This is a genomic window from Ornithinibacillus proteolyticus (assembly GCF_039581225.1).
GTDB classification, from domain to species: domain Bacteria; phylum Bacillota; class Bacilli; order Bacillales; family Amphibacillaceae; genus Ornithinibacillus; species Ornithinibacillus massiliensis.
In genome coordinates, this window is sequence record NZ_JBCPXV010000027.1 from 1 (window position 1) to 21,426 (window position 21,426).

The window sequence follows — 21,426 nt, forward strand, 5'->3', positions numbered from 1 at the left end:
TTTGCCTTCAAGCCCTCCGCACATTCCCTCACGAGCATGCACTGCCTGTCAGCTATACACTTCCGCCACTACGGCGTGTTTGGGACTTTCACCCTTAAGTTCGGAGCGCTGCCAAGCGCACAAAAGAAGAAAATGTTTAAATCCATTTTCTTCTTGAAGTTCGCTTTGAATTTTCTCTATGGTTCTGGTTAAATTCCAATACTTGATTTCTTTCTCTTTGTTTTCTCTTATCCCGCTCAATCAATGAATCTAATTTTTCAACGGCTCTTTCTAGTTCCTCCTCATTTATATCTCCTCTAGCATAAATTCCGCATAAAACACTATAAGCTATTGCCTTTGTTTCTATATTTACAACAAGATCTATATCAGAGTTTCCACTCTTGTCTATCAGCGTTTTTAATTTATTTTCTATTCGCTTTTCCAACATCATTCACTCCTCTTGTTGATAAATTTAAATAGAGGGATACTGTATCAAGTATCCCTCGCAAAGACTCATTAGAAATCAAAATCTTGATCTTGTCTTTGATCTTGGTCCTGATCAGAATCCGCTTCGGACCTAGCACGTACTCTAGCACGTGATTCACTATCTACATTAATGTCTAGATCTACTCTTGAATTACCACTATTTTCAACTCTAGCCCTTGCAACATTCGTATTTTTATCTTTAACACGAACATCAGTATCATTATCTACTTCATTATCACTTCTAAAATCTAGTTCATTATCAGCATCGCTTCTTGAATTACTTTTTGAATTACTTCTTGATCTAGAGTCACCAGACCCTCTTCCACTATCCCCAAAGATACTTGGGTTTCTCCATACGTTACTCATAGATTATTCCCTCCTTTTTGTAATAGTCGCTATATTATATTCAAATAGATATCATATGCTTAGATGAACTCCCTATTAAACTATAGTCAAAGATATATTTTTGAAATAAATACGTTATTAATCTAGTATAAATCCCCTATAAGTTATTCTTTCCTAAAGAATAGAAAAGGCCTATTTTTATTTGTTGCTAAAAGTCCGGGAATAATAACATTGGATAAATCCCTTTCAAAATCAGTTACCCTCGTCATATATATTAGATATACCTCTATATAATAAACACTTGGGGATGAGCTTAATTTTAAATTCCTCACTGCACTTAGCCATTAAAAAAACCCCGAAAGCTAGTTTTCACTCTAACGTTCGGGGGTCGATAATCGTTCTATAATAAGTTATTTTTATCATTATTCGTAAATATTACCTTTTATTTAGGATATTATTTTGCTATCGGTTTAACTACAATAGTAATAACGAGGCGTTTCCAACTGGTTCATAAACAGAAAATGAATAGCCTTTAAAGTTCAAATGGCAAACTAGTCTCTTAATCCGCCTGCATTCCACCATCAACATTATATAATGAGCCTGTTACAAATGAAGCTTTATCAGAAGCCAAGAATAACACGACTTCTGCTACATCTCTTGGTGTGCCAAAGCGACCTAATGGGATACCTTGTTTAAGTGCTTCTCCAACACCTTCAGGATCATCCGGATTCATGTTCTTTTGAATACCGGATAACATCTGTGTATCGACGGCAGCAGGTGCTACCGCATTCACGCGAATACCACTAGAAGCTACTTCAAGAGCGGCTGTTTTAGTCAATCCTGCAACAGCATGCTTAGAGGCTATATATCCTGCCATGCCGGCAGCCCCTATGTAAGCGGCATTTGATGCTGTATTGATAATGGACCCATATCCTTGCTTTTCCATTTGCTTTATAACATGTTTTAATCCTAAAAACACACCTGTTACATTATAATAACAGAGAAACATAATTCGATAATATAATGACCCAGAGCTCGTGTTCACACTCTGGGTCAATTTTCCATTAACTTATCGTATTCATTAACTCATATTGACGAAGCTTTAAATCAAATAAGGTAAGTGGATCACGATAGAATTCCGGTTTTTCTCTCATTATTTCTAGAGAATCCGTATGTTTGGCGATATCTCCCTGTAATTCCTCATTTACACTATTTATCACCTCATGGGAATTTGCGAAAAATCTACTAATATCCCATTCTATCGAGCCCTCAAACAATTCTACCTGTTGGATAAACGGTTGGATGATTTTCTCGGTTATTTCACTGTAATCCCCATTTTCAATATAGCTTCTATATTTGCTGTACAATTTATCATTACCTTTTGAAATGGAACCAAACAGTTTCCCTGCTCCTTTTAACAATAATTGAGACGGATTGTTACGCATCAAGATATTCACTTTCTCAATATGAAGCATTCCCCTCGTTATCCGCTCCATGTCCCTCTGCCAATCATCCAATACTTTAAAATCACCTTCTAATTTAAGCTTTTCCTCCCCATATTGGTAATTAAAGCCTTCACTCATTTCATTTAGATTCAATTGATAAGTATTGAATACTTCTTCGGAATTTTTTATCCAGCTTGCAATTGCATGTTTAAAATCATATAGAGCCGTCCTTTCCATATAATTCGCAATCCGCTTATTCATTTCGTTATTCAGGTCCACATGAAGCTTGCCAAAATCACTATCTTCCTTTATTAGTTCAGAGCAATTGCGAATTATTTCAGGCAGCTTTCGCTTGATTTGTTGTATGGCATCCTGTTTTATCTGACTGAATGAATCCGTTACACCTCTCGCTTCTTCGACTTCCATATCACGCAGCTGACTTTGTATATCATGAAGTCTTGTAAGTAGCTCTTCGTTCCAATGAATCTTATCCATAATTTCTTGTAAGACTTCTATACGTTTTTCAATCAGAAATTCTATCGCAGCCTTTATAATATTCCGTATTTTGGATGGACTTGCCACATCGATGTTGTACTCCTCTAACATTGGCTCCATAAATACTTCTAAATCATTTAACAAGCCCTCTTTCTCTGCCCATTTCTTAATGGACTCATATAGTTTAATCCCCTCTTGCCGGTTGTTTTGACTGACGTTAGAATTGGCAAAATAGTATTCTGCTTCATTAATCAGTGTTGCTTGCAGGTCGGAAGGAAAAATATCATTCCAAGCCAGAACAGCCGATGAAGAGATTAATGTATCAGATGTAGATGATATTTCTAACCAGTTTGATAAATGCTTTTGAATTAATGTAGAAATCTCTTTTATTAGAAACCTTCCACTGATTAATTCAAAGTAAGCATCTTTAAATAGGTTCGGAAGCTTCTTCCACATATACGATTCTTCGATACTATTATTCAATAAAAGCTCGTTAATTTCTTCTAGCCAATGAAGATAGAATTCACTTTGTCGATAGCTGTCCCACAATATTTCAGTAAGGCTTTCAAATCGGTATTTGTCCATATCTAATACGGTGACTAATACCTCGTTAAAATAGTTTGGGCCATAATGGGCAGTAAGTCCTCTCCCTACATACTCTTCTAATATCGTGATCCAGGAAAGTGACTTTGTTCGGATTGCCTCCTTTACTGCCAATTCAACTGCATGATCCCAATCCTTAATATCCTCAAAGTACGTCTGTGCAATTTCCGTCACACTTGGATAATCCGGATTTAATGTAACAGCGTTCTTAATTGCATCAACTGCTTTTTGTTGTTCCCCTTGTTGTATGTAAAGTGAAAAAAGCTGGAGTAGTACCTCCGTCTTCAAGTCTATCGACTCGGTTTCTACTTCCTTGTAAAATTTTTCTGCATGATCCCATAAACCCATTTCAAAATGAGCATCCGCTATATTTTTCTGTGCCCATGGAATAAATTTTTCATCTAAAGGATGTTGCCATTTATAAATAGCCGCTTCAAAATCATTATTTAAAAAATACACTTCTCCTTGAGCATATCGAATGGAGGATAGTTCTGGACGTTCTTTCTTCATCTCCTCCATGTACATATCACCCAACACTTTAATTGGATGCTCCTTATTATTCTGATCCACTATATTTTCATAATAGGATTTATTAATTAGTTGATTCTCTGTTGTCACGTTAATCCCCCACATTGTAATTAATTTTATCGTTACGGTGTTTATACCTTTATAGAAATCATTTTCGGTTACAAAAAATCTTCACACATTACTACTATATAAAGCTCACCGTTACTATATTCGTATTATTACACTTGTTTATGGGGTGAAGGGGAATGATAATTTTTTCCAAACTTTAAGTTTGAGTGAACTGGGAAGGGGATTTCTAGTGGGGTGGCTTAAATGGTGAAGGCTCAGATTTGGGTTGGGTGCTTTTTTGAGGGTTGGGTGCATGCTCGCTTGGTGTGGGGTCATGTTCAATTGGTGCGGGCGCATCTTTCTAGGGTTTGGGCTCATGTGCGCTGAGCTTGGGATCATCTTGCTCTGGTTTGGGTGCATGTTCACTTTTCTTGGGCTCATCTTTCTCAATTTCGGGCTCATGCTCACTTTACTCTGGATCCTCTTTTCCAGGTTTGGGTGCATGTACGCTTCACTTGGTGCATCTTATCCAGATTTGGGCGCATGTTCACTTAGCTTGGGATCATCTTTCTCAATTTTGGGTGCATGTTCACTTTTCTTGGTGCATCTTATCCAGATTTGGGCGCATGTTCACTTAGCTTGGGATCATCTTTCTCAATTTTGGGTGCATGTTCACTTTTCTTGGGATCATCTTTCTCAATTTTGGGTGCATGTTCACTTTTCTTGGAATCATCTTTCTCAATTTTGGGCGCATGTCCACTTTACTTGGGCGCATCTGATCCAGGTTTGGATGCATATCCACTTTACTTGGGCTTATCTAATCCAGATTTGGGCACATGTACGCTTCACTTGGTGCATATTCCCCCTTCCTAAACTACTCCCAAATGTTCATATATTCTACAAAAATGGCACGGAAATGTCCTTCTTTTTCCGTGCCATTTAACGTACGCATGATTTAAAAGCGGGTTCATATAAGACTATTCAATAAAGGAATCATTAAGGCTGCTTAATAGATCAGCAAACAATTCCTGTTCATCTACGGACCATTCTTGTAACATATTTTGGAATCGTTCTATTCTTCCTTTTTTGTCAGCGAGTAAATTTTCTCTACCGAGTGGGGTAATTTGGAATACACTTCCTCTCCCATCTGATGAATCTTTAGAACGGGAAATGAACCCTTTTGCTTCGGCAGTTGATGCTTGTCTAGAAAGTGTTGATATATCTAACTTAAAACGTTCAGCCAATGTTTTTAATCTTGCTGGTCCAGACTCTTCTAAATTCCGCAGTAACAAATATATCGATCTATCTAGAAATCCTATTTTCTTGTCTGTTTTTTCCTTGTAAACAGCATGACGAATAAAGGTTGTAATCTCATATTCTATCCGCTCGATTGCTTTTTTAGTTCCTTTTTGCACCAGCTTCCCCCCCTATATATCCTTTCTTAATCCATTGACAAAAACCCAACTACTTGTATAATACAATTATGTAGTTGCATTATACAAGTAATTAAAGAAAAATATATATTTTTATCCATACTAAAGATAAAGAAGGTGGGCAAGTTGTTCCAAATATAAGGACAACTTATTTTTTATGAAAGGAATACGGGTTATTTTACAAATAGCTATTTTATTTATGTTTTCATTTGTTGGCGATGTACTACACAACGTACTGAATTTACCAATACCAGGCAGTATTATCGGTCTAATTCTATTATTAATTTGCTTATCTTGTAAGCTTATGCCTGCTAGCTTTATAGCTGATGGGGCAGGTCTTTTACTTGCTTTACTACCTTTATTATTTATTCCCGCTATGGTCGGTATAATAAAATATCCATCATTATTCTCTATAGATGGTGGAATTCTATTTTTCATAATTATCATGAGTACGATCGTAACGATGATTGCTGCTGGATATACGAGTCAGCTCATCGAGAAGAAATCAACATCACGAAAGAAGCGAAAAAAATGCAACAAACACTTATCGCAATCAGTATAGTCCTCCTAACGGTAGGGATTTATTTTGCTATGTTAACGATATACAAGTATTTACCTTATCCTGTGTTTCTTCCAGTTCTTACGACTACAATAGTATTAGTAGTACTATTAACACTTTCTCATATTTCCTATGAGGAGTACATGATTGGTGGAAAATGGATTAATGCTTTACTTGGCCCTGGTGTTGTAGCACTAGCGTATCCACTCTACAAAAATCGAAAAGTACTTATTGAAAATATTCTTCCCATCGTTACTGGTGTATTCACTGGAATGATATTTGGAATGGTAAGTGGATTATTATTTGCTCAAGCTTTTGGCATTGGGGAAGACTTAATTTTGTCTATTCTGCCGAAGTCCATCACTACCCCCGTTGCAATACAAATCTCATCTGGACTAGGCGGGATACCTTCCATGACTGCTGTGTTCGTCATGATTGCTGGTCTATCAGGTGTCATTTTGGGACCTCATATTCTGAAATGGAGTCGTATCGACAGTTACCTTGGAAAGGGAATTGCTTTCGGTAGCTCCTCCCATGCCTTAGGTACTGCAAAAACATTTGAGTATGGGGAATTAGCTGGTTCTATGAGTTCTGTTTCTATGACATTGAATGCTGTATTTGGCACTATATTTGGTCCAATTGTAGCGTGGGCATTTCATATTTTTTAACAGAATTTATAACATGATAAAGGACATGGGATACGCTTCTTCCCCATGTCCCTTTTCCTATAACAAATCCTTACCTTCTCGCCATCTTCTGCTCATATATTTCTCCGACTCACCCGTATTAGCATTTATATAAAATATCTCCTTAACTAGCTCACTTTTCACTGCTACTTTCCATAACGGCAAGTAATTTAAGGTGATTTCTCTGATTTCATGTTTTGGCTTCTTTAATACATAAGAACGATTTATTTGTTTCTGCTGTACATCCCTTACATAGTTTACTGCACTATGTTCATCTGGAATCCGAACAGGTACTAGGTAATCCGGTTCCAACTCTTCCCTTGTTAATGGTGGTACCTTAGAAAACACCCCTCGATAACCTGAAACCCCATCTACAAAAATAAGATTCGGTGTTCTTCTCGGAGGAAATGGTGGGCGTTCTGCAATGACAATGGTTTTCGCAATGTAAAAGGGATGATAGATCAATTTCTTTTCTGTAGTAGAGTCGATTAAATGTTTGATCGTAATAGACTTATTGAATTTATGGCCTAGTCCAAGACTTTTATAAATATATTGGTAAAGTTCGACTTCACTTATCCTATTTTCCGTTCCAATTCGTTGGATGGATCTTCTTTTGCTTTCTATTGCATGCATGATTCATCACCCTCTTCATTAGTTTAAATGACCATGATAGTAATCCACTCGGTCTTGTATGTCCTTAGCTGGTGGTTTCGTCATTAAGCTAACGATAACGGTTAAAAATAATGAGACAGGCGCACCAATTATTGGTTCTGCATTGGTAGGGAGCCATTGTCCAATAATAAGAATCAAGAAGGTGAGTGCTCCTCCTACCATCCCGACGAGAGCCCCTGTTGTATTTGCCCGTTTCCACCAAAGTCCTAGTACTAGTGGGAATCCGAAAGAGGATAATAAGAATCCGCCGACCCAACCAACCATGATAGCAATCAACCCTGGTGGATCAATTGCGATAATGACACCGACAACGCTCGCAATAATCATAACGACAAGCCCTAATCCCGTGACAAATCGTTCTGATGCCTGTTTATTAATATGTCCTTTGTATATATCATGTGCTATCCCTGCGGATATAGCTAATAGCATGGCGTCCGCAGAGGACATAATTGCTGCCATAAGCCCTGCCAGCATAATTCCACCCAAAATCGGCGGCAAATAATGTTCCACAACAGAAACAAAAATCATATCACTTCTATCTAACGATTCAATAATTCCTAAACTTGCGCCAGCAGATGTCACCATGAAGCCTGATATAAATAATGTTAAATATAATAAACATGCCCACATAGCAGAACGCCGAGCAGTTCTGGCATCACGAGAAGCAAAATTACGCATGACGACAGATGGCGAAATGATGCCAAACCATAGAAATGCAATAAATAGACCGAAATAGGACATCCAAGGCTGTGTAATATCTCCAAATGTCGGGCTCACTGCGAGAGCATCACTAATTAAGGAACTAAGGCCACTATGATCAACTAAAATAAATCCAGCAAGTACGACAATTCCTACCAGCATAATCGCACCTTGTAAAAGATCCGTATAGGTAATAGCCCACATCCCACCTAATGCCGCATATATAGTAAAGCCCAATCCAAGTACGATAACGGCCGTTGTATAATCTATTCCGAGTACATAGGAGCCGATAAGACCAGATGCTGTTAACTGTGGTACCATATAAAAAGTCATTCCAATTACAACAATAACAGCGGAAACAATTTGGACTGATTTTCCATATCGTTGGTTAAAAAAATCTGGCATCGTTTTCGCACCAGAACGGCGAATTTGTCCTGAAATTAAAAACATCGCAAATGGCATAATTGCAATAACACCAAATGCATACGTAAAAAAGTAAGGTACTCCTAAAGCAACCCCAGACCCAACTGCCCCCATCAAAGAACTAGAGCTAGCTACTGCAGCAAAAATAGCAAATGCGCCAACAAAAGTATTGATACTTTGTCCAGCAGTAAAATAATCACTTTCCGATCGCCGTGCTCTTCGGTAAAAGTAAATACCAATCACAGTAATAACAATTAAATAAATAAAAAGAATAATAGCTTCTGTAGTTCGCATCACTATCCCCTCCTATCCTAATCTATTTTTCTCCCTCTCTCGCTTTTCAATCCAAAGACAATAAATAATCGCTAATAAAAACCAGAAGAATAAACCGATAAACATCAACCATCCAACCAAAGAAATCCCAGCAACATAAATGTCTGTCGGCCACCAGATGAATACAAAGCCTGCATAGAGAACTAATACTATCGTTAAGATAAACCCTGGGTCTTTAAATTTAGAGTTAGATGCCATTTGTACACCTCCTGTTTTCGAATTGCAAAACTTGTCTTATCTACATGAGTATGTGAAAAGATAGTGGATTATTCGGAGAGATTATGTGGGGAGTTGCTTTTAAGTCTTGACGTTAGGTTCTAATTAGAAAGTAAAAATGGCTCTAATCATCAAAATCAATGATTCGAACCATTTATTAGTGTATTTCTCATTAATAGCAAAGAAGAAAACATCCTATTAATAAAACTATAGGGTTAAACTATTGGATATAAAGTGCAAACATATCTCAACTTTTCAATTATTAACTCTCAGTCGTTCTAATTGGCTGTAATCTCTTCCATAAATGTTGGATTATTTTTCCGAAAATTGTTACAACCAGAAGAGAAGCAATAATGATACTTAAATACTTCATATCTAACAATACATTACCTCCACCATAAATTAGACTGAAATAGCTATTAACCCCATATGTCGCTGGAAGTAAATCACCAAGTCCCTGATAAAAAGAAGACAATAATTCACGTGGGACAATAGCTCCTGAACTAACTAATTGTGATGCGGTTAAGGCAATATTGAAAATCATACCGATGAGTATTGCGGATAGATTGAGCCAGCTGTGCGGACTTTTGAGCCAGTGTTTGCGGAAGATTGAGCCATTAAGTGCGGACAAGAGAGCCACTCTAACGGAAGTCCGCTTGAGTGGCTGTTATCTTATCTGAATTTGTTATTCTCTAATAGGCTATCAATAATCTCAATTGCCCATTTCACAAGTTCATCGCAATCTAAATCCTCATCTGCAGTCCTTATGCAAGTAGGTAATAGTTTTTCTTCAACTTTAATCATTACCTCGCTAGGCAAATACCTGTGTGATTACGGCCAATGAAATGTACCAACCTTGCCATGTTTTTTACCACCGAATGACAAAAAATGTACCATCAAATGACAAGCGTTTACCACTAATACCTTTGTATAATTAATGGGCACACCTATGGGTGTGACATTATTTATATAGGAGGTATTTTTTTATGATCCATTATCGAAAGATTTTGGAACTTTATGATGAGGGAATCAGCCTAAGGGGTATTGCAGCAAGTACCGGCAACTCTCGACAAAAAGTAACAGAAGTCATTCGTCTTGCCGAAAAGAAGGGCTTGGTTTGCCCATTAGAGGAGGTAATGACGGATCGATGGATTGAGGAATTCCTTTTTCCAGAAAAGAGTTTGGAGGCTTCAGGAAGCCATTGAACTTCGATTATATTCATGAAGAGTTGGCAAAGCCTAATGTGACGCTTTCACTTCTTCATCATGAGTATGAAACTGAGTGCCGGGCGAACAATAAGATTCCTTACTCATATCGTAGTTTTTTGCGTCATTACAGTAAGTATGCAGATAAGTTCAAAGCCACAATGCGCATTCGTAGAAAACCAGGGGAGATCATGGAAGTCGATTGGGCAGGAACTACCGCTTTCATCATCGATCGAGATACTGGGGAGAAAATAAAGGCGTATATTTTCGTTGCGACACTGCCGTGCAGTCAGTTATCGTATGCGGAAGCAACATTATCGATGGATTTGCATTCATGGATTAATGCCCACAGCAATGCGTATAAGTATTTTGGTGGTGTTACACAAATTATAGTGCCGGACAATCTTAAAACGGGCGTGACAAAACATACCTCACGTGAATTGGTCTTAAATCCTACTTATAAGGAAATGGCAGATTACTACAATACTGTGGTCATGCCTGCGCGGGTTCGTACTCCGAAAGATAAGGCAAGTGTTGAAGGCTCTATTGGCGCTATCTCTACCTGGATTATTGCAGCGCTAAGAAATAATCAATGTTTCAGTGTCGATGAATTGAACGAAGAAGTTTTGAGGAAATTAGATGAATTCAATCAACGTCCCTTTACTCGCAAAAAGGGAAGTCGTTGGTCAGCATTTGAAGAAGAGGAGAAATTTGCGCTTTCCCCTCTTCCTGCTTCGCCGTATAAAATGTCTGAATGGAAGACAGCGAAAGTACGTCCAGACTATGACATCTCTGTTGAAAGTATGTTTTATTCAGTTCCATATGAATATATCAATCGCCAAGTAGAAGTGAAGCTTTCTGATAACTTAGTAGAAATCTTTTTCAATCATATGCGGATAGCTTCTCATAAACGATTATATGGGAAGTTTGGTCAGATATCTACTATTCGTGATCATATGCCTGATAATCACAAGTTATTCGTAGATCAAACTCCAGAAGCTGTGATTGAATGGGCTGAAAGTATCGGACCATCAACCTTGAACGTTGTTCAATTCATTCTAGATACTTCGCAAACAGAAAAACTAGCTTTACAATCCATATTTTCGTTGAAAAAATCTGAACGTCGTTACACAAAGTATGAAATTGAACGTTCCTGTAAAATGATTATTTCTATGACGAAAAGACCGACGGTCAAAAGTATACAAACAATTTTAAAGAACAATAAAAAGAATGACGCTGAGCAAGAACTAAAACGCAAAACAGAAATTAGTAAAAATAACTATGGCTTCACACGTGGAGCTTCTTATTATGGGGGAACGAACAAATGATGAATGAACAAACCTTAACAAAGTTACACGAAATGAAATTGAGCGGTATGGCTGAAGCATATAGGGAACAAGCATTAAACAAAGATTTTCAAAAGATGAGTTTTGAAGATCGCCTTTCTTTACTCGTTGATTTAGAATATTCCCGTCGCAAAAGTAATAAACTTCAACGGTTAATAAAGACAGCTACATTCTTAAACTCAAATGCGTCTATAGAAGATATAGAATATCATGAGGATCGAAGATTAGATAAGGAGTTGATTTTGAAACTGGCTAGCGGGAGCTATATCCACGATAGTCACAATATTATATTAAAAGGTCCAACTGGTTCAGGCAAATCATATCTAGCTAGTGCATTTGGAGTAGCTGCTTGTCGTCAATTTTATAAAGTAAAATACATTCGCTTACCAGAATTACTAGATGAACTATCACTCGCAAAATTAGCTGCAGACGGCAGTTACCGGAAATGTATTAAAAAATATACGAAAGTTGATCTACTCATACTTGATGAATGGTTATTGACGGATTTATCAACCGATGAAGCAGCAATTCTACTAGAAATCACCGAAGCGCGTCATAAAATAGCTTCAACTATATTCTGTTCCCAAATTCATCCTAGTGGATGGCATTTAAAATTAGGAAATGAAACGATTGCGGAGGCTATTTTAGACCGTATTATCCATGACTCCTATCAAATACTAATTGACGGAGAAGTTTCTATGCGTGAGCGTCATGGATTGGGTGTGGAAGTATAATATGACAATATTAGAAACTATAATTCTACTTCAAGAACATAAAATAAATTGTGATCGATACACAGTTGAAAAATGGATTGAAGAAGGTAAATTAATGGCCACCGTAATCAATGATGAGTATGAAATAAATTTATCAGAGGTTGTGGATTTCTTATATAATCTAAGTTTAGTAGGAACAGCTGATGAGAAAGGTATTGATGATAAAACTAAGATTGAAAGACTAAGAACCCTAGTTGAAAGACTGGAAGTAGAGAATGACAAATTAAGGTGGGAAAAAACACTTTTGGAATTTGAATTAGGCATTAGTCCTTTTAATTACGCTGTTTTCGTATATATTGTTGCTATTTGACCATACTATAAATAGGCTGATATAATGCCATTTATGGAGGTGTTTAGAGATGTGGAGACACGTTTATCGTGATTTTAGCGACCTATCAAAATCAGAGCAATTAGCGTTATTTGAAGCAATGAAACAAGACTTATTCCCTGAAGAACGAGAAGATATTGCGAAGATGCTAAAAGATATTCGTGAAACTCGTTTTTCTGGCGGTTTGGCTTGCCTCCATTGTGGAAGCGTATCGGTCAAGAAGAATGGCAAATATCGTGCGAGACAACGATATTTGTGCAAGGACTGCGGAAAGACCTTTAACGATATGACCAATACTCCATTGGCAGGTTCTCGATATCCTCATAAATGGCTTAAATACTTTGAAATGATGGTAGAAGGTTATACGCTACCTAAAATCTCTGAGGCTTTAGATATCCATATTTCTACGGCTTTTTATTGGCGACATAAAATCTTGAATGCTCTCCGTTCATTAGGCAATCAAACTTTAAAAGGGATTGTTGAAAGTGATGAAACCTTTTTCTAGGAAAGCGACAAAGGGAAGAAGTCTATTATTCATAGAAAACCTCGTAAGCGTGGCGGTGTCGCTACTAAAAGAGGCATTTCGAAAGAACAGGTTTGTGTTCTTGTCGCACAAGACCGAAATGGACAAGTCATTTCTCAAATGGCTGGAAAAGGTCGTATTAAATCAACAGATATAGATAAGGTGTTAGGAGATTATATCGACACCTCTGCTTTGTTATGCTCCGATACAGCGACAAACTACAAGAAATTCGCAAAAGATAAGGGCTTGCAGCACGAAATGGTGAATATGCGGAAAGGTATTTATGTGAAAAAATCTATCTTCCATATTCAACACGTTAATGCTTATCACAAACGGCTAAAACAATTTATGAATCGTTTTCAAGGTGTGGCAACCAAATATCTTGATAACTACTTGTTTTGGTTCAGATACCTTGAACACAGCAAAAAGGTGGCTCACAAAGAACGAGTGAAGCAACTTTTATTTAGTGCTGTCCATAAATCTAACTATACGACAGTTGAGATGTTCAGAAGAAGTGCATAATAAAAGACCTCTAATTGGAGGTCAATAATTTACTTTTCTATTGTGATATATTCATCATCCTTTAATCTCGTAACTTCGCATCTTTCAAGGATTTCAAATTCTTTTAGTCTATCTTCAATTGTCTTGTTTGTACTATCCTTGAACAAATCTTCTCGGTCATAGTGAGGAAAAACAAGTTTGTCCGTTAAGCCTAATGCAGAAAAATCCTTAGTATTTAATGCATTCATTTGCGGTGTGAAGAAATGAACGACTTTAATGTTTGGACCAAGTAGAATAGCACCAGCACTCACACCTACAATAACAACATTTTTTTTCACTAAATTACGAAAGATACTATCTGCCCCACTCTGTTTAGTGTGAAATAACAAATTAAATGGATTACCACCATTGATATATATGACATCCTTATGTGCAAGACTTTTTGGGTTATCAAACTCTATATCAATGAAATCGATGTTTTGAAACCCCATATCCTTAAAGTCCTCTTTCGCCTTCTGAGCAAACCTATTATTATCCTTTTGTGGCGATGCAGTTGTGACAATGGAAACGTGCAGTTCGTTAGGTTTGCCCTTAATGAGTTTTAAAAATTCCTCTTTGATAGCACTATTGTAAAAACCATTAGAGGTTAGTAACAATTTCACTATAATCAGCCCTATTCTATTTTCTATTTCGTATTAGATATCCTTATTTTAACAGAAAAAATAGAGAATCAAGAATTTTTATCAAAAAACAACATTCTTTACGAAAACAGCCTTTAATTAAAATCCCAATAATTAAGCCACTATCTGCGGGTAGTGGCTTTCATTTAGCCAAAAAGTGATCATTTTAATGGTACATGTATTGGCGAATAGTGGTAAATTAGTTGGCGAACATTGGTAAAAAACATGTCACTGGTGGTAAAATCCCGTGGCCGTAATCACCTGTGAAGAAAATACGTAGCTATACGATGTTCAACCTCTATCGGAATCATTTAGATCCCACCAGTCCATGACGTTCTCTCATAGAAACATCACCATCCAAAAGAATCTGATAAGAATCGTGAACAATACGGTCAAGAATCGCATCAGCTATCTGTGCCTGTCCTAGTTTTGCGTGCCATCCTTCCGGAGAGTATTGAGAACAGAAAATAGTAGATGCTCTCTTTAACCTTGCCTCAATAATCTCCAATATATGAAGCACATTTTCCTCTGAAGGCTCTGTTAGTAACCACTCATCAAGAATCAATAAATCTACGGTTCTGTATTTTTGAATTAACTTCCGGAAGCTACCATCTGCTTCGTATTTTGCTACAGCTAATTCATCAAGTAATTCTGGTAATCTAACATATTTTACTTTATAAAACTGGCGACAAGCATGAACACCAAATGCATTGGCTATCCACGTTTTTCCATTGCCTGATGCACCCATTAAAATGATGTTATGATGGTTTTGAATATAGTTCCCTGTTGCTAATTCTAGAATAAGATTTTTGTCTAGCTTACGATCTGGATGATATTCAATATCTTCGATAGCTGCTGTTGGTTCATTGAATGTTGCCTGCTTAATTAACCGTTCTAGTTTATTTGTTTTTCTACGATCATACTCGTAATCTACCAGTAGATTGAAACGATCATCAAAATCCATACTGTTATATTCTTTATTCTTCCCCTGTTGCTGGTATAATTCTGCCATTGCACCCATTTTCATTTCTATTAATTTACGTAAAGTCTCTTGATTCATCATTTATTATCCCTCCCAAAGTATTGAGCACCACGTACAAATCCAAAGTCATTGGAGTCGGTATTATGGCTATTAGTTGCTACTTTTTGTTTTAGTTTTCGTTTTTTATTTCTTTCTAGCACGCCTTTTAAAACAGAAACCGTGGGGTTTGTTGATATCTCAAGTAATGTTTCTGTTGCTTTTTCCATTTCTATCTTTGTGTATTTAGTAGATAAGTTTCTTAATGTACTAAGGATATTTAATGCTTTTTTCTCCACGTTCATTTCCAAAATATAAGAGACAAATTGCGTCATAGATGATCCAATCGTTTCAGCCCACTTCCGATTATTTTCAGGATTATGTTCCAGATATAACCGATGATTATCAGGCATATGATCTGTATTCGTAGAATACTGACCAATCTCACCTTTTAATCGTTTATGGGATGCAATTCTCACCTCTTTGAAGTAAACTTCAATTAAATCCGTAGTTAGTCGTATATCGACAGACTCTCGGACATAATCATAGGGAACGGAATAATACATTCTTTCAACTTGGATGTGGTAGTTCAGTTGAACTTTTGCTGTTTTCCATTCCGTAAGCTTGTACCTTGTTTGAGGAAGCTGTTGAAGGTAGGATTTCTCTTCTTCCTCAAACACTTTTTTTCGTGAACCTGGTCGCTTTTGAAAATCAATCGTATTAATTTCTTCTAACTTGTCAAAGATTTTCTGGTTTAAATCTTCGATATGAAAACACTGATAGTTTCTTAAAGGAGCGATAATCTGTCGAGAAATATAACCAACTGTTCCTTCAACACTGGCTTTATCTTTCGGTCTTCGAACACGACTAGGAACGATGACTGTTCGATAATAATCTGCAAGTTCACGATAGGCTTCATTGAGGATAGGATCCCCCTAAGCGCTTTGGTAACTCCTGTTTTTAGGTTGTCCGGAACCAAAGTTTCCGGAACTCCCCCAAAATACTCCAAGGCATGGATGTGAGCCGTTAACCAACTAGGTGATTTCATATCTAGAAATGCCTCTACGTAACTGTATTGACTGTAAGGCAGGGTCCCAATAAAAACATACGCTGGAATGGTTTCTCCTGTTGAACGATCCATAATCTCAAGCGTTGTGCCAGCCCAATCTACTTCCATAACTTCACCTGGTTTTCTGCGTATAGGCATCGTGAGTTTATATTTCTTCGCATACTTCCCGTAGTTTTCGCAAAAGGTTCGATAGGCATAAGGAATCTTGCCACCATCACGCGCCTCTACTGCATACTCGTGATGTAATAAAGCCAAAGTGACATTCTTCTTCTGCAGTTCCTTATGAACTTTCTCCCAGTCAACTGGAAAATAACCTTTCTCAATAGCCTGTTTCTCTGGAAAGAGAAACGCTTCTAGCCATGGATTGGTCATGGTGTCGTTCAAACGTTCTACACCTAATTTCTTAGCGCGTCGAATGACATCAGAGACTGTATTTCTTGAATGTCCAGTGCTAGAACTAATGGTTCTCTGGCTGACTCCTTCGAAATACAGTTCCAGAATCTTACGACAATTAACCATAAAAAAACCTCCTGTATAATAATGTCATGCATGTCTGCATGCTACTTCATTATACAAGAGGCTATTCTATAGTGGCTCTATATTCCGCAGAAGATGGCTCTCATCTCCGCAATTGGTGGCTCAAAACTCCGCATAAGTGGCTCAATTCATCCGCAATAATCAATACCGATATTCCCAAATAACATGACGAAAACTTGAGATAAGGTTAAAAAGCTAAACATTAACAGTGCTTGAAAGCCCCATAGAACCAAGAAGTTTTGATTGATATCAATGTGAAACAAATACATTAAGCAAACGGTTAATAGTGATACACCAATTGCTACAAGTACATTAATTATTTGTCTTCCTATAAAAAGGGATGATTTACTATGCATGGTCGTTAATTTTCCTTCTGATAATTGTAGATGTTGGCTAACCAGCATAGCACCAATATAGGAAGCTAATACAATTAACAACGGTACCATCGTTGGAACAAATCCTTCTTTATCATTGATTTTGATAACATTTTCATGAATACTAGGATTACTACTGCTTTGCAGTATATCAATTAATTGACTTGTAACTTGTTCTACCACATGTTTATTTTCTGACTGCTCTGCTAGCATTTGAGGTACGTGGTCTGCTATTTGAATTTTTATTGCTTGTTGTACCTGCTGATTTACTTGCCCTGTTATATTACCTGCTATTTTCTCCATCATTTGTTTGGTTAAAGTTGCTGTAGACTGATTAATATAATAGTCTATACAGCAACCTTGTCATAATTGATGATTTAATGTTTATGGCGATGACACAACAAGAAGCTAATCTATTCTTTCACCTAATAAATGACCTATACAATCAATCATCTATTATTCTAACGTCAAACAAATCCCCAAAAGAATGGGGAGAATTGATTGGTGATCCAGCTATAACAGCAGCGATTTTAGATCGTATTGCATCAAGAGCAGAAATCATTAAATTAAATGAAGATAGCTATCGTATGAAAAATCGAAGAACGATTTTTGATGAGCAAAGTGTTAAAAATTAATTATCAAAAACTGTTAAATTCTACTTGACGGTTACAACCTTTCACAGGCGAGATTATTTATTATATATTTAAGAACCCGGAGCGTATTGTAAGATAGGGCTATACAAGCTATACTTTACTAAAATTCCTATTATTACCAATAAATTGGGATTTATTTGACGGATACAGTTTATTCGGTATTATTCTAAATGTAACCTTATATTTGACTGATGATGAACTCTACCAAATTCGCTCTAGATCATTAGATTACGAGGAATACCCTGCATACTTTATCAATGAAGTTAAACAAAATGTTCATTCAATACTAATAAAAAAGCTACCCACAATGGGTAGCCTCTTTTAGCAATATAGAACCTCGTTTATTGAAGTTGTATCTTTATTATCTCAATGTCATCCTCTTACCCGTTGAGATTATGTTCAGCCACATCTCATTCAAGCAAATAAATGTTGAAATAGAAGGTGCTGTTCTACGGTAATGTTATACCATATAGAGCTTATACATATAGCACCCACGGTTATTACCACAAAATCCTAGCCAACCTCATCAACATCTTCCAACCCCACTATCCGACTCCCCCTCATAATGCAAGTCCCGGAGCGTGAAGTGTAGATACCCTGCTATGTAAATGTAGTAATCAAGTCTATATTTTCTTCCTTTTTTACTCATAAAAAGTGATTAAAGCTATCTTTGCATTTATTCTTTCCGACAACTGTCAGTTAATTTATAAACAAGTGGAAACAAAAATGCCCAGATTATGAATGTCCCTATGGCAGAATTTATTAAATCTAACCAATAAATATGCCCACGATACCAATAACTAAACAAGCTCGTTATTATGACTACTATTAAAGAAGCGACTATAGCATTCCTTATATATTTTTTCATGCTAGACATTCACCTCAAGTAAAGGATTTTTAAGGTATTGTATAATTGACGGTTAATCTATTATTTGGTAGCTATAATAAATACTCTTTCTTCGCTCTCTGGTTCTTCAACAATCTTAAATAAATTATTTAAATGCGCAAATTCAACTGAACCAAAACCGGCATTATAAAGATATTCCCTAACATCTTCCATTTTGAAGATTGTATTATATATCACTTCATCATATTTATAATAGTCAGGTGAATCGTCATTCTTGACGAATCCATAATACCTTGTAAATGCTTTTTTCCTTAAAGGTTCGAACATACTTTGGGCGACACTAAATAGTGTCTCTTCTTCCCTAATAAATGTTCCCCCTTTAGATAGACCAAGTTTCGTATTGAGATCAAAAATGAATATTCCATCATCTTCTAAATGTTCATATACTTGTTGAAAGCACTGTATAAGGCTCTGTTCATCTTCTAAATGGTTTAACGCATCATAGGTTGATACAATATTAGGAAATTTTTTATTTAACGAAAAATATCTTGCATCATCATTATAAAATTCTGCTTTACCTATTTCAATAAATTGTTTGCTCAGCTCTTTGGCATGGTAAAGCATATCGTTAGAAATATCAATACCTGTAACCTTAAAATTTTTTGTTAAAAAATAATATGCTAATTGTCCAGTTCCACAACATAAATCCAAAACTTCCTTTTTATTGCTTTTAGTAGAAATATATTTATATATTCGTGGAGCTACTTGAACAGAAAAATGAATCAAATGTTTACTATATACATCTGCAAAACTCTTTCCGTAATTCATAATACGTACCCCCCTTATAATTTATTACCCACCAATAGTAAAAGGAATCAAATTAAAGCCTTTCTTCTCTTGATAATAGTGGCAAAAACAATGAATACAGTAGTTAAAATTAATAATAACCCTAATTCTTGGTAATAAGAAAATACACTTGCCTTTTCCGTCCAAACACCCCTCATCGCAATTAAGCCATAATAGATAGGATTAATAAACTCGACTAATGTATGTAAAAATTTTGGAAACATTTCAGGTGGAAATGTTAATCCCCCTAAAAACATTTGAAAGTTAAATAATATTAAAGCAATCGATTGATATGTTGCACTTTTAGTTGTTATTGCTGAAACAAGATAAACAATTGCATACTGAAATAAGTTGATCACAGTTAGCACTATAATAACCGATAAAACATTATCAAAAGGTATAGGAACATCGGATATAATCATAGCAGTGATGACTAGTAGCAGTATGGCTATGATTTGAAAGATGAGAGTTGCTAGAAATATTCCAAATGAAATCGTAACATGGTTTAAGCCTAGAAGCCTATATTTTAATAGGTTTCCTTGTTCTTCATATAAAGCTAAATATTGTCCGTAAATGACAATAACTGCATTGATAATAATGATAGGAATGAACGCAGGCAATAAATAATCTACTATTGTAAATTGTGTTCCTGTAATATCTATATCTGAAAATACATTACTAAAAATAACAAACATTAACACTGGCATTAAAAAACCGATCGCCGTCGTCTTATAATTTCTCAACAATAATTTCGTCTGATATTTTGAAAAAACTATCATCTTATTCATGTGTAATTTCACCTTTCTCGTTAATGACATATCCTAAATTTTTCAAGAATGCATCTTCAAATGAATAGTTCTTAATATAGATATCTGTTCCATTACTTTCCTTAATCTTTTCTAGGATTTCCGCTTCCTGTTCTGCATCGTATTCAATCATAAATCGATTACCATCTCTTGTTACAATTCCTAATTCTTGTTCTAAAAGACCATCCTTTACATTTGGAACTAAATTAGGTACTACAAAACTAATTTTTTTCTTATTTCCAAATGTTTGTTGTACTATTTCCCCAACACTACCTTTTAAAGTCACTTCACCCTTTTCCAAGATAACAATCCGATTTGCTAAGTACTCTACTTCATCTAAGAAATGACTTGTTAAGATAATAGTTGTGTTATACTCTTGATTAACCTTTTTAATTAAACCCCAAACTTTTCTTCTCGCTACTATATCTAAACCAGTTGTAATTTCATCAAAAATTATTACTTTGGGCTTGTTAATAAGAGTGAGTAATATTGATAACTTTTGCTTTTCACCACCAGAAAGGTTATTTATATTAGTCTTTTTAAAGGATAACAAATCAAATTCATCCAGTAATTCATCTATGTCAATGTCACTTTTTTGAAGTTGCTTATATAGATTACATATTTCGTAAACCTTTGCCCCTTCTTCATAAACTGACGATTGCATTTGCAAGCTAATATTCTTGTAAATATCCTTCTCTGGGAACTCATAATCAATTTCTCCACTATAAGGGATCAGCTTCATGATACATTTAATAAGGGTCGTTTTTCCTGCACCATTATGGCCAAGGATTGCAAAAATTTCTCCATTATTAACAGTGAAACTAGTATCTTTTAGGACCTGTTTCCTACCATAGCTTTTTGATAGATTCTGTATATTTATCATATAAAAAACTCCTTCTGTTAGATTATTTGTCACAACTAATGCAACAGTTTATCTTAGAATTTTTACATTTATCTTCAAAGAATCTGA

21 protein-coding genes and 3 pseudogenes are annotated in these 21,426 nt (G+C 36.0%); 7 read left to right on the forward strand and 17 right to left on the reverse strand.

Translation table 11 applies throughout. The annotated features are described in order from the left end of the window. Positions 1–136: 136 nt before the first annotated feature. The 5 genes from AAIB49_RS13040 to AAIB49_RS13060 form a co-directional block, all read right to left on the reverse strand. A complete protein-coding gene (locus tag AAIB49_RS13040; RefSeq protein ID WP_186871035.1) occupies positions 137–424 on the reverse strand; it encodes a hypothetical protein in 288 nt (95 codons plus the stop codon). Between the two features lie 71 nt (positions 425–495). Further along, positions 496–831 (reverse strand): hypothetical protein, encoded by a 336-nt coding sequence (locus AAIB49_RS13045; RefSeq protein ID WP_186871034.1) that lies wholly within the window; start codon positions 829–831, stop codon positions 496–498. A gap of 538 nt (positions 832–1,369) precedes the next feature. Next, positions 1,370–1,819 (reverse strand): SDR family NAD(P)-dependent oxidoreductase, encoded by a 450-nt coding sequence (locus tag AAIB49_RS13050; protein WP_343458298.1) that lies wholly within the window; start codon positions 1,817–1,819, stop codon positions 1,370–1,372. Positions 1,820–1,874: 55 nt separating this feature from the next. After that, a complete protein-coding gene (locus tag AAIB49_RS13055) occupies positions 1,875–3,971 on the reverse strand; it encodes a tetratricopeptide repeat protein (RefSeq protein ID WP_343458274.1) in 2,097 nt (698 codons plus the stop codon). A gap of 935 nt (positions 3,972–4,906) precedes the next feature. Continuing rightward, positions 4,907–5,344, reverse strand: a complete 438-nt coding sequence (locus AAIB49_RS13060; protein WP_343458275.1) for a MarR family winged helix-turn-helix transcriptional regulator — start codon at positions 5,342–5,344, stop codon at positions 4,907–4,909. Positions 5,345–5,519: 175 nt separating this feature from the next. On the opposite strand from AAIB49_RS13060, the gene AAIB49_RS13065 reads away from it, so the two are divergent. Next, entirely contained in the window at positions 5,520–5,924 is a 405-nt protein-coding gene (locus AAIB49_RS13065; RefSeq protein ID WP_339216589.1) for a CidA/LrgA family holin-like protein, read from the forward strand. Further along, complete coding sequence (locus AAIB49_RS13070) at positions 5,894–6,589, forward strand: LrgB family protein (RefSeq protein WP_339216591.1); 696 nt, start codon at positions 5,894–5,896, stop codon at positions 6,587–6,589. Before AAIB49_RS13065 ends, AAIB49_RS13070 begins: the two co-directional genes overlap by 31 nt. 57 nt (positions 6,590–6,646) lie before the next feature. Here AAIB49_RS13070 and AAIB49_RS13075 read toward each other — a convergent pair whose 3' ends face one another. The 4 genes from AAIB49_RS13075 to AAIB49_RS13090 all read right to left on the reverse strand — a co-directional run bounded on the left by AAIB49_RS13075 (position 6,647) and on the right by AAIB49_RS13090 (position 9,581). Beyond that, complete coding sequence (locus AAIB49_RS13075; RefSeq protein WP_343458276.1) at positions 6,647–7,240, reverse strand: hypothetical protein; 594 nt, start codon at positions 7,238–7,240, stop codon at positions 6,647–6,649. Positions 7,241–7,258: 18 nt separating this feature from the next. Next, positions 7,259–8,695, reverse strand: coding sequence for a sodium:solute symporter family protein (locus tag AAIB49_RS13080; protein WP_343458277.1), 1,437 nt, complete (start codon positions 8,693–8,695; stop codon positions 7,259–7,261). 12 nt (positions 8,696–8,707) lie between these two features. Next, the gene (locus AAIB49_RS13085; protein WP_186871021.1) at positions 8,708–8,932 is read right to left on the reverse strand and encodes a hypothetical protein; all 225 of its coding nucleotides are present in this window, start codon (positions 8,930–8,932) and stop codon (positions 8,708–8,710) included. Between the two features lie 280 nt (positions 8,933–9,212). After that, positions 9,213–9,581 carry an ABC-2 transporter permease gene (locus AAIB49_RS13090; protein WP_343458278.1) on the reverse strand — a complete coding sequence of 123 codons (369 nt, stop codon included), beginning with the start codon at positions 9,579–9,581 and terminating at the stop codon, positions 9,213–9,215. A gap of 355 nt (positions 9,582–9,936) precedes the next feature. Between AAIB49_RS13090 and istA the strand changes: the two are divergent. The 4 genes and pseudogenes from istA (at position 9,937) to AAIB49_RS13110 (ending at position 13,647) form a co-directional block, all read left to right on the forward strand. After that, positions 9,937–11,483, forward strand: a pseudogene (gene istA / locus AAIB49_RS13095) (IS21 family transposase). After that, positions 11,480–12,235 (forward strand): IS21-like element helper ATPase IstB, encoded by a 756-nt coding sequence (gene istB, locus AAIB49_RS13100; RefSeq protein WP_343458279.1) that lies wholly within the window; start codon positions 11,480–11,482, stop codon positions 12,233–12,235. The pseudogene istA and the gene istB (AAIB49_RS13100) overlap by 4 nt, the downstream one beginning before the upstream one ends. Position 12,236: 1 nt before the next feature. Next, entirely contained in the window at positions 12,237–12,584 is a 348-nt protein-coding gene (locus tag AAIB49_RS13105; protein WP_343458280.1) for a hypothetical protein, read from the forward strand. Positions 12,585–12,633: 49 nt separating this feature from the next. Continuing rightward, a pseudogene (locus tag AAIB49_RS13110) lies at positions 12,634–13,647 on the forward strand (IS1595 family transposase). Between the two features lie 29 nt (positions 13,648–13,676). Here AAIB49_RS13110 and AAIB49_RS13115 read toward each other — a convergent pair. From AAIB49_RS13115 to AAIB49_RS13135, 5 genes are all read right to left on the reverse strand, one after another. Beyond that, entirely contained in the window at positions 13,677–14,288 is a 612-nt protein-coding gene (locus AAIB49_RS13115) for a Type 1 glutamine amidotransferase-like domain-containing protein (protein ID WP_343458281.1), read from the reverse strand. Between the two features lie 325 nt (positions 14,289–14,613). Continuing rightward, positions 14,614–15,369, reverse strand: coding sequence for an IS21-like element helper ATPase IstB (gene istB / locus AAIB49_RS13120; RefSeq protein WP_339213243.1), 756 nt, complete (start codon positions 15,367–15,369; stop codon positions 14,614–14,616). Continuing rightward, positions 15,366–16,004: a Mu transposase domain-containing protein gene (locus AAIB49_RS13125; RefSeq protein ID WP_343458282.1), complete on the reverse strand. Its 639-nt coding sequence runs from the start codon at positions 16,002–16,004 to the stop codon at positions 15,366–15,368. Before AAIB49_RS13125 ends, istB (AAIB49_RS13120) begins: the two co-directional genes overlap by 4 nt. Before the next feature lie 107 nt (positions 16,005–16,111). Further along, on the reverse strand, positions 16,112–16,777 hold the full coding sequence (locus AAIB49_RS13130) for a hypothetical protein (RefSeq protein WP_343458283.1): 666 nt from the start codon (positions 16,775–16,777) through the stop codon (positions 16,112–16,114). A gap of 281 nt (positions 16,778–17,058) precedes the next feature. Beyond that, positions 17,059–17,610 carry a DUF3533 domain-containing protein gene (locus AAIB49_RS13135; protein ID WP_343458284.1) on the reverse strand — a complete coding sequence of 184 codons (552 nt, stop codon included), beginning with the start codon at positions 17,608–17,610 and terminating at the stop codon, positions 17,059–17,061. 47 nt (positions 17,611–17,657) lie between these two features. On the opposite strand from AAIB49_RS13135, the pseudogene AAIB49_RS13140 reads away from it, so the two are divergent. Continuing rightward, a pseudogene (locus AAIB49_RS13140) lies at positions 17,658–17,939 on the forward strand (ATP-binding protein); the annotation flags it as partial. A 946-nt stretch (positions 17,940–18,885) separates the two neighbouring features. Here AAIB49_RS13140 and AAIB49_RS13145 read toward each other — a convergent pair. The 3 genes from AAIB49_RS13145 to AAIB49_RS13155 are packed head-to-tail and all read right to left on the reverse strand — an operon-like array spanning position 18,886 to position 21,339. Beyond that, entirely contained in the window at positions 18,886–19,632 is a 747-nt protein-coding gene (locus AAIB49_RS13145) for a class I SAM-dependent DNA methyltransferase (protein WP_339216605.1), read from the reverse strand. Positions 19,633–19,679: 47 nt separating this feature from the next. Beyond that, the gene (locus AAIB49_RS13150) at positions 19,680–20,438 is read right to left on the reverse strand and encodes an ABC transporter permease (protein ID WP_339216607.1); all 759 of its coding nucleotides are present in this window, start codon (positions 20,436–20,438) and stop codon (positions 19,680–19,682) included. Beyond that, positions 20,431–21,339 carry an ABC transporter ATP-binding protein gene (locus AAIB49_RS13155; protein WP_343458285.1) on the reverse strand — a complete coding sequence of 303 codons (909 nt, stop codon included), beginning with the start codon at positions 21,337–21,339 and terminating at the stop codon, positions 20,431–20,433. The genes AAIB49_RS13150 and AAIB49_RS13155 overlap by 8 nt, the downstream gene beginning before the upstream one ends. Positions 21,340–21,426 lie beyond the last annotated feature (87 nt).

Excerpts from the sequence above, each read along its gene's own strand:
- AAIB49_RS13045 (WP_186871034.1), bottom strand. The coding sequence starts at position 831 with ATGAGTAACGTATGGAGAAACCCAAGTATCTTTGGGGATAGTGGAAGA.
- AAIB49_RS13050 (WP_343458298.1), bottom strand. The coding sequence starts at position 1,819 with ATGTTTCTCTGTTATTATAATGTAACAGGTGTGTTTTTAGGATTAAAA.
- AAIB49_RS13065 (WP_339216589.1), top strand. The coding sequence starts at position 5,520 with ATGAAAGGAATACGGGTTATTTTACAAATAGCTATTTTATTTATGTTT.
- AAIB49_RS13070 (WP_339216591.1), top strand. The coding sequence starts at position 5,894 with ATGCAACAAACACTTATCGCAATCAGTATAGTCCTCCTAACGGTAGGG.
- AAIB49_RS13075 (WP_343458276.1), bottom strand. The coding sequence starts at position 7,240 with ATGCATGCAATAGAAAGCAAAAGAAGATCCATCCAACGAATTGGAACG.
- AAIB49_RS13080 (WP_343458277.1), bottom strand. The coding sequence starts at position 8,695 with ATGCGAACTACAGAAGCTATTATTCTTTTTATTTATTTAATTGTTATT.
- AAIB49_RS13085 (WP_186871021.1), bottom strand. The coding sequence starts at position 8,932 with ATGGCATCTAACTCTAAATTTAAAGACCCAGGGTTTATCTTAACGATA.
- istB (WP_343458279.1), top strand. The coding sequence starts at position 11,480 with ATGATGAATGAACAAACCTTAACAAAGTTACACGAAATGAAATTGAGC.
- AAIB49_RS13105 (WP_343458280.1), top strand. The coding sequence starts at position 12,237 with ATGACAATATTAGAAACTATAATTCTACTTCAAGAACATAAAATAAAT.
- istB (WP_339213243.1), bottom strand. The coding sequence starts at position 15,369 with ATGATGAATCAAGAGACTTTACGTAAATTAATAGAAATGAAAATGGGT.
- AAIB49_RS13135 (WP_343458284.1), bottom strand. The coding sequence starts at position 17,610 with ATGATGGAGAAAATAGCAGGTAATATAACAGGGCAAGTAAATCAGCAG.
- AAIB49_RS13145 (WP_339216605.1), bottom strand. The coding sequence starts at position 19,632 with ATGAATTACGGAAAGAGTTTTGCAGATGTATATAGTAAACATTTGATT.
- AAIB49_RS13150 (WP_339216607.1), bottom strand. The coding sequence starts at position 20,438 with ATGAATAAGATGATAGTTTTTTCAAAATATCAGACGAAATTATTGTTG.
- AAIB49_RS13155 (WP_343458285.1), bottom strand. The coding sequence starts at position 21,339 with ATGATAAATATACAGAATCTATCAAAAAGCTATGGTAGGAAACAGGTC.